Source organism: Brevundimonas lenta (assembly GCF_014196335.1).
Classification (GTDB): Bacteria; Pseudomonadota; Alphaproteobacteria; order Caulobacterales; family Caulobacteraceae; genus Brevundimonas; species Brevundimonas lenta.
In genome coordinates this window covers 752,662-765,232 of the sequence record NZ_JACIDM010000002.1, presented here as the reverse complement: position 1 = coordinate 765,232, position 12,571 = coordinate 752,662, and the positions used below count along the sequence as shown (strand labels likewise).

Genomic DNA, 12,571 nt, shown 5'->3' with positions numbered 1-12,571 from the left:
CAGCGATATAACAGCCCCTCCTGACGCCAGGCCCGTCGTCGTCCTGTGGCCGAAATAAGGAAAACCGCACTCATGGTGCAGTCCCTGACCCGCGAAAGACCGGTGCAGCGTGTCGCCAAGGGCGAACAGACGCGCGACCGGATCATGGACATCGCCGAGGCCTCGGTCCTGGAGAAGGGCTTCGCCGCCACCTCGATCGACGAGATCCTGTTCGAGGCCTGCATCACCAAGAGCGGCTTCTTCTACCATTTCCGCGACAAGAACGATCTCGCCCTGGCGCTGATCGAGCGCTTCCGCGAGCGTAACCTGTCGATCTTCGAAGAGAATTTCGCCCGCGCCGACGAACTCGTCGAGGATCCGCTGCAGGCCTTTCTGCTCGGGCTGAAGCTGCTCGCCGAGATCATGGCCGAGGTCCAGACCGAACGCCCCGGCTGCCTCGTCTCCACCTTCGTCTTTCAGGACCAGCAGTTCGACGGCCGCGTTCGCCAGATGCTGGTCGACGTGATCCAGGTCTGGTGCGCCCAGTTCCTCGCCCGGCTGGAGCGTGTCGCCGAGGTCCACCCCCCGCGGGTCGACATTCCGCTCGCCGACCTGGCCGACATGCTCATGACCGTCATCGACGGCGGCATCATCGTCTCGAAGGCGCTGCAGGAGCCGCAGATCATGGCCCGCCAGATCCTCGCCTACCGCACCTTCGTGCGAACCGTCTTCCTCGGGACCTGATTGGCCCAATGGCCGCCGCGCCTGTAGGGTGGCCTCCGGCAGCGCGCGGGAGACGTCCAGGCGATGATCGACATCAACATCGTACCGCCTGCGGCCGCGGCTTCGCCCGGCTTCTGGAGCCCGCAGGTCATCGCGGCTTTCATCACGGGCTTTATCGCCCTGATCACCGCCTCCGTCGTCAGCGCCATCACCTTCCGCCAGTGGAAGACGGCCAACGACAAGCTGCTGATGGATCTGTTCGACCGGCGCTTCGAGAATTTCCGCACCATCATGGGGGCCATCGCCTCGCGCCATGACGACGTCATGAGGAACCAGCGCCTGGGCGTGCTGATGGGAAAGTTGCCGAAGGAGCCGATGGAGTCCTTCTACCGGGCGGTGGCCGTGTCCCACTTCCTGTTCGGGCCGGAGGTCAAGGCGGCGCTCGAAGGGGTCGAACGTGCGCTTGTGGTTCTCGACGGGCTCAAGGGCGATCCGCCGAACACCGAGGAAGATCCGGCCGGGGACGCGCGCGAGGCGCTGGACGCCGCCGTCCTCGACTACATCGAGGCCGTAGAGCCCTACATGATGGTCGGCCATATCGCCGCGAAAGGCCGCGCGAAGCCCTGAGCGGAGGTGGAGCGGGCGGGGGCGAACCCCCGCCCGTCCGTTCGTCTAGCGGCTCGCTTCGATGAAGGCCGGATCAGCGAACAACTGTCCGATCAGCATCTGTACGGTCGCGGCATACCCCTGAAACGCCGCCGGGATCGCGATCGCGCCCATGAACGACGATTCCCAGGTGTGGTCGGCGACAAGCCGCCGGTCGTAGACGACCCGGCCGTCGCGGGTCAGCACGAAGCGGGCGCCGACCGTGGCGTTGCCGACGGCGGAGTCGGCGGCGTCCAGGCGGTTCGTGGTCAGCGTTCCGGACAGGCGCAGGCCGGAGGCGGCGTCGAGCCGCCCGGCGGTGCGCAGTTCGGACTCCAGCGCCTGCTGCAGGTAGGTGCTGAAGTCGCTGTCGACGCCGGCGCCGGTCATCGTGTTGCCGCGCAGGCTGAACCGGCTGTTGTTGACGCCGGCGTCGGCCGCGAAGTCGTCCACCGCGATCGGCGCGGCGCCGGCGCGCAGCACCTGCAGGTTGGCGATGCCGGGCTGGTAGGCCGGCGCCGGCGAGTTCACGCAGGCGGCCAGCACCAGCAGCATCGCCAGCGCGACGCCGCCGCGGATGGCGACGCGCATCACTCGAACGCCTTCTTGTCGGCGAGTTGGTCGAGGCCGTTCCAGACGATCTGGTCGATCACCTGGTGCGAGCCTTCCAGCATCGACACCGGCGCCAGGCCTTCGGGGCCGGCGTGGTTGCCGATCGTCGTGTGCAGGGCATGGCGCACGTCGACCGAGGTCGTTTCACCGCCGCGGCTGTAGGTGACGGTGGCGACGTAGGTGTCGGTGACCATCGAGCCGACGGCGCCGAGCGTCAGGCCGGTGCCGAAGCCTTCGGCCTCGGCGTTCTCGCCTTCCAGCGGAACGTTGTCGATCATGACCGTCAGCAGGCCGGCGTCGGGGCCGGCGGCCTCGCGCGAAACCGTGGAGAACAGGCCCGACTCGGCGGCGATCGCGACGACGCGCGGCTGCACTTCGGCCGTCCCGGCGGCGTTGGCGGTGCCCCTGGTGCGGAACTCGACCGCGACCTGGACCGGATGCAGGTTCGCCGGCGCGGCGATATCGGCCCGGGCGACGCGCGGCAGCGTCGGATCGACGTACGACTTCGTCGCCAGACAGCCGGTCAGCACCACGGCGCAGGACAGTACGGCCAGGCCGCGAACGGCGTGGCGAAGGAGAATGTTGGACTTCATTGGCGATGGCCCCTGGATCGCATAAAAAACGGCCCCCGACGGGCCGTTTCCCCGCTTAATCCAGAAACCGCAGCGCTCCAAGGCACCCGCCCTGGAACAGGGCGATCAGCCCCGCCAGCCGTCCTTGTCCAGGAACATCTGTTCGTCCGGCGTGGTCTCGCGTCCCAGCGCCCGGTTGCGGTGGGGGAAGCGGCCGAAGCGGGCGATGATGCCGTGATGGTGCTCTGCCCAGCGATCGTCGGCGGGCCGCTCCATGGCCTGGAACAACGCCACCTGCCGGTCCTGCAGCGCCATGTCCTCCGCGTGCTGCAGCGGCAGGTAGAAGAAGCGGCGCAGGTCGTTCTCGACCAACTGGTCCTGGCCGTCATCCAGGGCCATCACCGCGAAATGCCGGGCCAGCGGGTCAGTGGCGAACTGGTGCGCCGTGCCCCGGAACACGTTCCGCGGAAACTGGTCCAGCAGGATCAGCAGCGCCAGCGACCCCTCCGGCGTCTCTGCCCAGTGATCCAGCTCCCGCCGCGCCGCCATCATATGCGCGGCCTCCCACCGCCGGCGGAACGCCGCGTCGAACGCGTCGTCCTTGGCGAACCACTTGTCGGCTCCGGCCTCTTTCCAGAAGGCGACGACGGCGGAAGGGGTTATGTCTGTGCTCATGACCCAGCAAATAGCGACGCCGCTGCCCACGTTCCATGACCGCGACTGCGATCTGTCCATCATCCGCGGCAAACGCGTCGCCGTGATCGGCTACGGCAGCCAGGGGCGGACCCACGCACTGAACCTGCGCGACTCCGGCGTCGCCGACATCGTTGTCGGGCTGAAGGCCGGCTCGGCGACCCGCGCGAAGGCCGAGGCCGACGGCTTCACGGTCCTGACCGCCGGCGAGGCCGCCGCCTCGGCCGACGTCGTCGCCGTCATGGTCTCGGATGAGGCTCACCGCGATCTGTGGCGTGACGAGCTGGAGCCCAACATCAAGCCCGGCGCGGCGCTGATCTTCGCCCACGGCCTGTCGGTGCGGTTCGGCCTGGTCCAGCCGCGCGCCGACCTCGACGTCATTCTCGCCTCGCCCAAGGGCATCGGCCCGCGCATCCGCGACCTCTACGAAGCCGGGGAGGGGGTCTTCTGTCTGTTCGGGGTTCACCAGGACGCGTCCGGCGGCGCGCACTCACTCGGTCTGTCCTACGCTGCGGCGCTGGGCTGCGGCCGCAAGGGCATCCTCGAGACCACCTTCGCCGCCGAATGCGAATCCGACCTGTTCGGCGAGCAGGTTGTGCTGTGCGGCGGCGTCGCCGAACTGGTCGACGGCGCCTTCATGAAGCTGGTCGAGGCCGGCTATCCGCCCGAGGTCGCCTGGTTCGAATGCTTCTACGAGCTGAAGCTGGTCACCGACCTGATGTTCGACATGGGAATCGCCCGCGCCTTCGGCCGAATCTCCAACACCGCCGAGTACGGCGCGTACCTGACCGGTCCCCGCATCATCGGCGAACCTTCGAAGGCGGCGATGGACGAGGTGCTGTCAGAGGTCCGCTCCGGCGCCTTCGTCAAAAAGCTCATGACCGACTACGACGCCGGCTCGCCCGAACTGCTGGCCCGCCGCGAGGCCCTGGGCCTTCGCACCATCGAATCCGTGGGCGCGCATCTGGCGGCGGTGGCGGCGAAGGCGAAGGGCTGAAAACGCAAAAGGCGCCCCGGAGGGCGCCCTTCGAGGCGCTCTGGTTTGCGCCCTGAAATAGATGGTCGGAGTGGCAGGATTCGAACCTGCGACCCCTGCGTCCCGAACGCAGTGCTCTACCAGACTGAGCCACACTCCGACTTGAGGAGCGGGCTTATAGCGAGGGGGTTTGGGGGCCGCAAGCGCGGAAAACGCGTTTGCGAAAATAGTCTCGAACGGGGGGTATTGCGTCCCGCGCCGCCTTGTCGTAATCGACCGCCTCCTCGCCGCAGGGCGGGGCGCGCCGGACCTGCTGGGGAATGGTGTAATGGTAACACTCCGGTTTTTGGTACCGTCATTCTAGGTTCGAGTCCTAGTTCCCCAGCCATCCGCCGCCTTGAAAACGCGGTCGAAATCCGCCGGTGTTTTCCAACACGGTTTTACATTTGCAGCCGTGACGCCCCCCAACCCTCAGCGTGAACTCGGTTCTTCCGCCGCTGCCGCAAGCGGACATTCCGAACGTCGTCTAAGGGTGGGAAGCGGACCTAGCTGATCCGCTCCAGAACGAAGGAAGCCCGATCTGGCACCGGAGCCAACGGAAGGTGGATCAGTTCATAGCCGAACACAGTGTAGGCTCTGACCATCGCATCGAAGGTCTGGCGCGCCTCTTCGACCGACTGTTTACGCTCCTCATCCTGTCGGAAAATCTCCGGCCACGGCGGCGCGATGAAGACCGTTCGGTTGTAGCGGAAGCTACGCACCGCCTTCAGGAAATGCGCCGGAACCGGAAGGCCGCACAGAGTGAGATACCCAACCAGATCGGGCAGGCCGCGATCAAACAGGACAGTTCCTTCGGCATCGCTCGCATCCTGAAAAGATTGCAGGTCGCGACTCAACATCGCCTCAGCGAAGGCGGCTTGGTCGCCCCACGGTAGGGCAGAGCCTCCAGTCGCTGTCTGGTCTTTGATGACTGCTCGGCCAGCTTCCGGCATCGCTCGTAACCCCTTGGCGGAGAGGGCGTCGATCAGCGTGGTCTTTCCGGAGCCGGGACCGCCCGTCACCACGAAGAAGCGTTCTTGTTCTTGCAATCCTACGTCCTCTTCAGGTCTTTGTTGAGAGTGTGTGGTGGACTGAACGTCCGCTTTGGGTCGAAAGCGGAAACCAGCCAGGGTGCCGATAGCCGACGGAGCGTGCTCAGGAGGACGGGGCTAGTTTTCCAATTGGCCGCCAAGTTATTGATCTTTCTGGATCGAATTTGGCTCGTTTTTACACCCAAGTCTCTGATAACGCCGAAAGACGACGCGCTTTTGGTACCGTCATTCTAGGTTCGAGTCCTAGTTCCCCAGCCATCCGCCTTTCCCCGAACAGACCCGCCCGAACCGCCCGCAACCGCGGCGCGCGTTTCCGCTGACGGTCTCGCCGCTTCCCACAGATAGAATGCCCCTGGTCGTCGTCGGACGATCGTCAGTGCGTCTGTGCGCCGTCCAGCGGAAGGCGCAGGCGGACGCCTACGCCGGCTTCCGGCGCCGTCTCGATGCTCATCGTGCCGCCCAGGTGTTCGACCAGGCCGCGGACCAGGGCCAGGCCTTCGCCAGGCTCCAGCGACTCGGAGCCGATTCCCGAGTCCCGGACCACCAGGCTGAGGCCGTCGGTGGCGCGCGAGAAGGCGACGGCGATCGAGCCGCGCCGGTCGCCCGGAAAGCCGTGACGGCAGGCGTTGGAGATCAGCTCGTGGGTGATGATGGCCAGCGGCAGCAGATGGGTGTCGGGCAGGCGGGCGGTTTGTCCCCGGATATCCAGCCGCACCGGCCGGCCCTCGCAGGCGCGGGTCCAGAACGCCGCCACCTCTTCCAGATAGGCCACGAAATCGACCGGACCGTCGGCGGTCATCCGCCGGCTGATCAGCTCCATGGCGGCGGTGACGTCGCTCAGCCAGGTCAGGTGGCGGACGCTTTCCGGATCCCGGACGTTGCGCAGGCGAATCCCCACCAGCGTCTGCAGCAGCTGATAGCCGCCCAGCAGACGTCGCTGAAGTTCCACGACGTGGTCGTCCGTAGCCGCGCCCATCGTTCCCCCAACGACAAAAAAGCCCTTAAAAATCCTACTCCATAGCGAACCAAATAGCCACGGGAGCGTTGCTTGGTCCGCTACCGGACATAGTAGTGTAAACGTCCCTGGTTAGCGTGTGTTGGGGTAGTGGAGTGCCAGACCTGCCGGACCTCCGGGTTATGATCGTGGAAGACCAGGCTCTGCTTGCGATGGAGCTCGAACTGGTGCTGGGCGAAGCCGGTTGCGACGTCGTCGGTTGCGCCATGGACAAGGCCGGCGCCTTCGAGATCGCCGAGCGCGAACGCCCCGACCTCGCTCTCATAGATGTGAACCTGCTCGACGGCATGACCGGCCCGCAGATCGCCCAGCGCATCGTCGGAGAGTACGGCACGGCCGTGATCTTTCTGACCGCAAACCCGGAGCAGATTCCCGAAGGTTTCGCCGGCGCCCTCGGGGCCGTGTCCAAGCCGTTCGACGAGCTCACCATCCGCGCCGCCATCGGCTTCGCCCGCGAGTTCATCCGCAATCGCACCGTCGGCGCGCCGCCCCGTCGCTTCCGGCTGGCCCCCTGGCTGACGACGCCGCCCAACGACATCGCGCCGCACTGAATTCCCGACTGGCGGAGCCCCCCTCCGTCACGGCGCGAAGCCGCGCCGCGCCACCTCCCCACTTCGTGGAGAGGTGAAAGGCGAGCGCCTGGCCTCACCTCCCCATCGCAGATGGGGAGGGGGACCGCCCGAAGGGTGGTGGAGGGGGCGTCGCCGGCCGCGGGTGCGCCTACTGCACCTTCAGCCGCACGAAGACCATGCCGCCGTCCGGATCGCCGCCGTACAGCGGCTCCAGCGCGCCGGGCACGCTGTTCAGGCTGTAGAGCGCGCCGACGCCCACACGTACGTTCTGCGCCACCCGCCAGTCATGGATCGCGCCGACGGACGCCTTGGCGACCGTATACAACTCGCCGTGTCCTCCGCCGTGGCCGGGGACCAACTCGTCCGTCTCGATCCGCTCGGCCCGTGCGAACAGGGTCCAGCGGTCGTCCGGGCTGACCGCCGTCTCGAACAGCCAGGCGTCCTTCGACTCGTCGTGGTCGTTGGTCTTGCGGCCCCAGGCGAGGGTCGACGACCACCAGCCGTCGGCGCCGACGCGGCGCGTATGGATGGCGCTGGCCGACAGCTTGGTCTCGTCCTCTTCCGGCTCCAGCTGCTCCGGCCCGGTGACATCGGCGTAGGACGCCTGCAGCGACCACTCCGGCGATGGGTTCCACGAGCCGCGCACCGCCCAGCTGTCCAGGTCCGGCTGGTCGAAGTCGTAGCGGTCCTCGTCCGGCTCGCGCCCGGTGAAGGCCGAGGCCTCCAGCTTGAACGCGTCGTGCGCCCAGCCCAGCGTGGTCACGCCGAACACGATGTGCGTCGAGTCCAGCCAGTGGTGGGTGATCGGCGCCTCCGGGCTGTCCATCGTGCTCATGCGGTGCATGAAGGCCGGCGGGCCGAAGGCGGGCTCGCCCGGATAGCCGATGTAGGCGAACACCGAGTCCTTGTCGGACAGACGGCGGCTGTAGGACGCCGACAACTCCATCACCAGTTCGTGCGGATGCTGCCGGTCGACCAGCGGAGTGACACCGTCCGCGGTCTCGCCCGCCGCCAGCAGCAGCGGATAGCCGTCCTTGCCCATGAAGGGATCGGGGCTGAGCATGGCCCGCAGGTTCAGGACCGAGCCGTCGGCGAAGTCGCGCCGCGCCGCGCCCATGATCATGCCGCTGACGAAGGTCATGTCGTCGCCGCGCGGACCGTTCTGCCAGTCGTAGGTGAGGTTCAGCAGGGCGTGGCCCATGAAGGTCCAGTCGCCTGAACCCCAGTGGACGCCGCCGTGCTCCGACAGATCGGGCTGCCAGCTTGTGCCCGAAGCGTCGCGCGACATCGGCCATGGCCCCAGCGCGCTCGTCATGGCGTGGCCTTCGCCGTGCGCCTGATGGTCCTCGGCCGACCTGTCGTGACCGGACATGTCGTGGCCGGCGTGCGGATCGGCCGCCGCGACGGGCGGCGCGTCATGCTGGTGCGCCGGAGCGGGCGGGTGCGCGGGCGCCGGTTGGACAGGCTGCGCGGGCGGAGCGGAGTGGTGCTGATGGTCCTGCGCCGCGGCCGGAAGGGCGAGGGCGAGCAGGGATGCGCCGAGCATGGGCGCGAGGGTGTGGTGAGCCAATGAGGCCTCCATGGATACGCTTGAACGCGCGCGGACAGCGCCGCGCGAACGGCAGGTCAGGCGATCAGGAGGCGGGGAGGGCCCGGTTCGGGCGACAGGGTCTGGCCGACCGGCATCGGCGGCAGGGCGGCCGAGCGGGGCGGCGCCGGCAGGGCGAGGGCCGCGCGCATCGGCGGTTCGGGCGCGACCGTCGCCACGCAGGCGACGCAGCAGCCCATCGGCTTCACCGGCTTGTCGGGCGACGACGGGGCCTCATCCGCAGGCTGGCCGTGGCTCATCTCGTGACAGGGCGGCGCGGACGCTTCGGCGCTCCCCGGCGTCGCCAGCGCGCCGAGGATCAGCACCGCCAGGGCGCCGAGCAACAGAATGAAGGTCCGCAGGGCCGTCATGCGCCTGACCTGGGCGCTTCCGCCGCCGGGGTCAAGCCAGCCCGCCGCCGAGGTCCAGCCCCGGAGCCGTCGGCGGCGCGCCGTCCGGCGCCAGGTCCAGCTGCATCAGGGTGACGTCCAGCCAGCGCTCGAACTTCCACCCGACCTGCCGGTAGACCCCCGCCTGGACGAAGCCCAGCGAGGCGTGCAGGGCGATCGAGGCCCGGCTGGTCTCGCTGTCGCTGATCGCCCCGATCACGTGTCGCAGCCCCATGTCGCGGGCCCGACCGATCAATGCTTCCAGCAGCGCCCGTCCGACGCCGCGTCCACGCGCCGCAGGCTCGACATAGATCGATCCCTCGACGCCGTAGCGATAGGCCGGCCTCGGCCGGAACGGCGAGGCGTAGGCATAGCCCGCGAAGGCCCCGTCGACCTCGGCGACCAGCCACGGCAGCCCATGGCGGCGCACCGCCTCCATCCGCCGGCCCATTTCCTCAACGGACGGCGGCTCAAGCTCGAAGGTCGCCGTCCCGCCCGTCACCTCGCGCCCGTACAGGGCGGCGATGGCGGGCAGGTCGCGGTCGTCGGCGTCGCGAAGGCTCACGCCGGCCATGGGATCAGGCCTGCTCCCAGCCCTTGTTGATCGCCCAGATCGCGAAGGCGTAGTCGTGGGCGACCTCCTTCAGATAGTCGAAGCGGCCCGACGACCCGGCGTGCCCGGCCTCCATGTTGATCTTCAGCAGCACCGGCTTGCCCGAGGTCGTGGCTGGACGCAGCTTGGCCACCCACTTCTCCGGCTCCCAGTAGGTCACCCGCGGGTCGGACAGACCGCCCGTCGCCAGGATCGCCGGATAGGCCCGCGGCGCCACCTGGTCGTAGGGGCTGTAGCTCATCATGTAGTCGTAGGCTTCGGCGTCCTCGATCGGGTTGCCCCACTCCGGCCACTCCGGCGGCGTCAGCGGCAGGGTGGTGTCGCTCATGGTGTTGATCACGTCGACGAACGGCACCGCCGCCATCACGCCGGCCCACAGATCGGGCCGCATGTTGTTGACCGCCCCCATCAGCATGCCGCCGGCCGATCCGCCGTGCGCCACGATGTTTCCGGCCGTTGCATAGTTCTGCGCGATCAGGTGTTCGGCCGCGGCGATGAAGTCGGTGAAGGTGTTCTTCTTGGTCATCCGGCGGGCGGACAGGAACCAGTCCCAGCCCTTGTCCGAGCCGCCGCGGATGTGGGCGATGGCGTAGATCCAGCCGCGATCGACCAGCGACAGGCGGTTGGTCGAGAAGCTGGCCGCCATCGGGATGCCGTAGCTGCCGTAGCCGTACAGCAGCAGCGGGGCGGACCCGTCGACCGGCGTCGACTTCCGGCGCAGCACCGTCACCGGCACCAGCTGGCCGTCCGCCGTCGGGGCGTTCAGGCGTTCGACGACATAGTCGGCTGCGTTATGGCCCGACGGCACCTGCTGAACCTTCCGCAGGGTGCGCTCGCGGGTCTTCAGGTCGTAGTCGTAGGTCGAGGTCGGCGTCGACGGCGAGTTGTAGCCGTAGCGCATGGTCGTGGTGTCGAACTCCGACGCCCCGCCCAGCGACAGCGAATAGGCGGGCTCGTCCACCGCGATCTCGTGCTCGGCGCCCGCGCGGTCACGGATGACGATCTTGGTGTTGGCGTCGGCGCGCTCCTGGCGGGCGACGAAATCCTTCACCAGGGCGACGCCCTCGATGAAGCGGCCGGGCGTGTGCGGGACCAGGACCTTCCAGTTGGCCTTGGCCGGCGCACCGGTCGGGGCCTCGACGATCTGGAAATTGACCGCGTCGTCGGCGTTGGTGCGGATCACCCAGCGATCGCCCCAGTGGTCGGAATCATAGAGGCGGCCGACGTGGCGCGGCTCAAGCACCACCGGCTCGGCTTCCGGCGTCCCGGACGGGATGTAGCGGGTCTCCGACGTTTCCTGGTTGGCGATGTTGATGATGATGAACTGGTCGTCCGAGCTCCGGCCGACGCCCATGAACATGCCGTCGTCGGCTTCCTCGTAGACGACGGTCGTGGCGCCGCCGCGTGCGGCGCGGCGGAAGATCTTGTCCGGACGGCCGTTGTCGTCGCGGTTGGTCCAGTAGATCCACTGGCTGTCGGCCGAGAAGGCGAAATTGTCGCTGGCCGACTGGATCGAGTCCGGCAGCACCTGGCCGGTCTCGAGATCCTTCACGTCGATGCGGAAGACCTCGGACCCCTGCGCGTCCTCGCTGTAGGCGAACAGCTTGTGGTCGGGGCTGTAGGCGGTCGAGCCGACGTCCGAGAACGCCTTGCCGTGCGCCAGTTCGTTGGCGTCGAGCAACTGTTGAACAGTCCCGTCCGCCTGGCCACGGGGACGGCGCATGTAGCGGGCGTGCTGATCGCCGGTCTTGAACTCGGTGTAGTACTCCCACGGACCGTCGGCGGCGGGGACGGAGCTGTCGTCCTCCTTGATGCGGCCCTTCATCTCCTCGAACATCGCCGCCTGCAGCGGCAGGGTCGAGGCCATCATCGCCTCGCGATAGGCGTTCTCGGCCGTCAGGTGCTCCTTCACGTCCGCCTTGATCAGGGTCGGATCGCGCAGCACGGCCTGCCAGTTGTCGTCCTTCATCCACTGATAGTCGTCGGTCCGCGTGCGGCCCAGTTGCTCGATGGTGACGGGGATTTTCTTCGCGACGGGCGGGACGGGGGGCATCGAGACTCCGGTGGGACGGGCATGGGCTGCGGCGGGCAGGGCGGTGGCCGCCAGCGCGGCGGCGGAAGTGGCGAGAAGGTCGCGGCGATTCATATGGGCCCCCTGGTTGTTGGGCGGGACCTTGTGCGAGCCGACCGCTCGCCGTCAAATGAACAAACGCCGCTGGCCGGATGCCCGCCATGTTCGACCTGCAGACCCCGCCCTCGAACGTCTCCGCGCCGCCGGTCGCCGAGGTCGTGCAGGCCCGTCCCGCCTGGGACCTGACCGTCGGCCTGATCAACGCCACCGTGCAGATCGACCAGCCGGTGAACGGCGCCACCCGCCGCGTCGGCACGGCCTTCCTGGTCGATGCGCCGCGCCCGGATGGACGTCCCCGCACCGTCATGGTCACCGCCGCCCATGTGCTGGACGGCATGCCGGCGCCCGAGGCCCGCATCGGCTGGCGGACCCAGATCACCGGCGGCGGCTGGCGCTTCGCCCCCGAGCCCCTGCGCATCCGCACCGACGATGGCGATCCGCTCTGGACGAAGCATCCCGAGCGCGACGTGGCGGTGATGGAGGTCTTCGCCCCCGCCGCCTTCGCCAGCGCCGCCATCCCGCTGGGCTGGCTGGCGGAACCGCAGGCGCTGGACGTCTGGCAGGTCGGGCCGGGCGACGAACTGCTGACCCTCGGTTATCCGCACGGCTATGCCGCCAACACGGCCGGCTTCCCGATCCTGCGCGCCGGGCGGGTGGCGTCATGGCCGCTGACGCCGATCAGCGCCTTCCCGACCTTCCTGCTCGATTTCGCGGTCTTCCCGGGCAACTCGGGCGGCCCGGTGTTCTGGACGCCCGCCGCGCGCAAGCTGCCGGGCACGGCCCAGCCGGATCACCCCTTCATCGCCGGGGTGCTGGTTCAGGAGATGCGCGTCAACGACCAGTCCGTCGGCATCGGCGTGGTCGCCCACGCCGAATACATCCGCGAAGCCATCGCCCTGCTCGACGCTCCGTCTCCGTAACTCACCTCCCCATCACAGATGGGGAGGGGAACCGCCCGAAGGGTGGTGGAGG

The 12,571-nt window shown here is 68.2% G+C and carries 14 protein-coding genes and 2 tRNA genes; 6 read left to right on the top strand and 10 right to left on the bottom strand.

The features are described from left to right. Positions 1-72: 72 nt before the first annotated feature. Together GGR12_RS11325 and GGR12_RS11320 are read left to right on the top strand one after the other, a co-directional pair. Entirely contained in the window at positions 73-723 is a 651-nt protein-coding gene (locus tag GGR12_RS11325; RefSeq protein ID WP_183204498.1) for a TetR/AcrR family transcriptional regulator, read from the top strand. Between the two features lie 63 nt (positions 724-786). After that, entirely contained in the window at positions 787-1,329 is a 543-nt protein-coding gene (locus GGR12_RS11320) for a hypothetical protein (RefSeq protein WP_183204497.1), read from the top strand. 45 nt (positions 1,330-1,374) lie between these two features. Here the strand turns inward: GGR12_RS11320 and GGR12_RS11315 are convergent, their stop codons facing one another. The 3 genes from GGR12_RS11315 to GGR12_RS11305 form a co-directional block, all read right to left on the bottom strand. Next, the gene (locus tag GGR12_RS11315; RefSeq protein WP_183204496.1) at positions 1,375-1,938 is read right to left on the bottom strand and encodes a hypothetical protein; all 564 of its coding nucleotides are present in this window, start codon (positions 1,936-1,938) and stop codon (positions 1,375-1,377) included. Continuing rightward, positions 1,938-2,552 carry a hypothetical protein gene (locus tag GGR12_RS11310; RefSeq protein ID WP_183204495.1) on the bottom strand — a complete coding sequence of 205 codons (615 nt, stop codon included), beginning with the start codon at positions 2,550-2,552 and terminating at the stop codon, positions 1,938-1,940. Before GGR12_RS11310 ends, GGR12_RS11315 begins: the two co-directional genes overlap by 1 nt. A 105-nt stretch (positions 2,553-2,657) precedes the next feature. After that, positions 2,658-3,206 carry a DUF924 family protein gene (locus tag GGR12_RS11305; RefSeq protein WP_183204494.1) on the bottom strand — a complete coding sequence of 183 codons (549 nt, stop codon included), beginning with the start codon at positions 3,204-3,206 and terminating at the stop codon, positions 2,658-2,660. Here GGR12_RS11305 and ilvC point away from each other — a divergent pair. Further along, the gene (gene ilvC, locus GGR12_RS11300) at positions 3,205-4,221 is read left to right on the top strand and encodes a ketol-acid reductoisomerase (RefSeq protein ID WP_183204493.1); all 1,017 of its coding nucleotides are present in this window, start codon (positions 3,205-3,207) and stop codon (positions 4,219-4,221) included. The two genes, GGR12_RS11305 and ilvC, sit on opposite strands and share 2 nt — an antisense overlap. 62 nt (positions 4,222-4,283) lie before the next feature. Here ilvC and GGR12_RS11295 read toward each other — a convergent pair. Continuing rightward, positions 4,284-4,360, bottom strand: a tRNA-Pro gene (locus GGR12_RS11295). Positions 4,361-4,514: 154 nt separating this feature from the next. On the opposite strand from GGR12_RS11295, the gene GGR12_RS11290 reads away from it, so the two are divergent. Beyond that, positions 4,515-4,588: transfer RNA gene (locus GGR12_RS11290), tRNA-Gln, on the top strand. Between the two features lie 157 nt (positions 4,589-4,745). Here the strand turns inward: GGR12_RS11290 and GGR12_RS11285 are convergent. Together GGR12_RS11285 and GGR12_RS11280 are read right to left on the bottom strand one after the other, a co-directional pair. After that, positions 4,746-5,288, bottom strand: a complete 543-nt coding sequence (locus tag GGR12_RS11285; protein ID WP_183204492.1) for an AAA family ATPase — start codon at positions 5,286-5,288, stop codon at positions 4,746-4,748. A gap of 376 nt (positions 5,289-5,664) precedes the next feature. Further along, positions 5,665-6,240 (bottom strand): ATP-binding protein, encoded by a 576-nt coding sequence (locus GGR12_RS11280; RefSeq protein ID WP_183204491.1) that lies wholly within the window; start codon positions 6,238-6,240, stop codon positions 5,665-5,667. A gap of 188 nt (positions 6,241-6,428) precedes the next feature. Between GGR12_RS11280 and GGR12_RS11275 the strand changes: the two genes are divergently transcribed. Beyond that, the gene (locus GGR12_RS11275) at positions 6,429-6,857 is read left to right on the top strand and encodes a response regulator (protein WP_183204490.1); all 429 of its coding nucleotides are present in this window, start codon (positions 6,429-6,431) and stop codon (positions 6,855-6,857) included. A 169-nt stretch (positions 6,858-7,026) separates the two neighbouring features. Here the strand turns inward: GGR12_RS11275 and GGR12_RS11270 are convergent, their stop codons facing one another. Genes GGR12_RS11270 through GGR12_RS11255 form a run of 4 tightly spaced genes read right to left on the bottom strand, consistent with a single transcriptional unit; the run spans position 7,027 to position 11,614 of the window. After that, positions 7,027-8,448, bottom strand: coding sequence for a hypothetical protein (locus GGR12_RS11270; protein WP_183204489.1), 1,422 nt, complete (start codon positions 8,446-8,448; stop codon positions 7,027-7,029). A 56-nt stretch (positions 8,449-8,504) separates the two neighbouring features. Beyond that, positions 8,505-8,837: a hypothetical protein gene (locus GGR12_RS11265; protein WP_183204488.1), complete on the bottom strand. Its 333-nt coding sequence runs from the start codon at positions 8,835-8,837 to the stop codon at positions 8,505-8,507. A 31-nt stretch (positions 8,838-8,868) separates the two neighbouring features. Next, positions 8,869-9,429, bottom strand: coding sequence for a GNAT family N-acetyltransferase (locus GGR12_RS11260; RefSeq protein ID WP_183204487.1), 561 nt, complete (start codon positions 9,427-9,429; stop codon positions 8,869-8,871). A gap of 4 nt (positions 9,430-9,433) precedes the next feature. Beyond that, on the bottom strand, positions 9,434-11,614 hold the full coding sequence (locus tag GGR12_RS11255; RefSeq protein WP_183204486.1) for a S9 family peptidase: 2,181 nt from the start codon (positions 11,612-11,614) through the stop codon (positions 9,434-9,436). Between the two features lie 86 nt (positions 11,615-11,700). Here GGR12_RS11255 and GGR12_RS11250 point away from each other — a divergent pair, with 86 nt between their 5' ends. Beyond that, on the top strand, positions 11,701-12,519 hold the full coding sequence (locus GGR12_RS11250) for a S1 family peptidase (protein ID WP_183204485.1): 819 nt from the start codon (positions 11,701-11,703) through the stop codon (positions 12,517-12,519). Positions 12,520-12,571 lie beyond the last annotated feature (52 nt).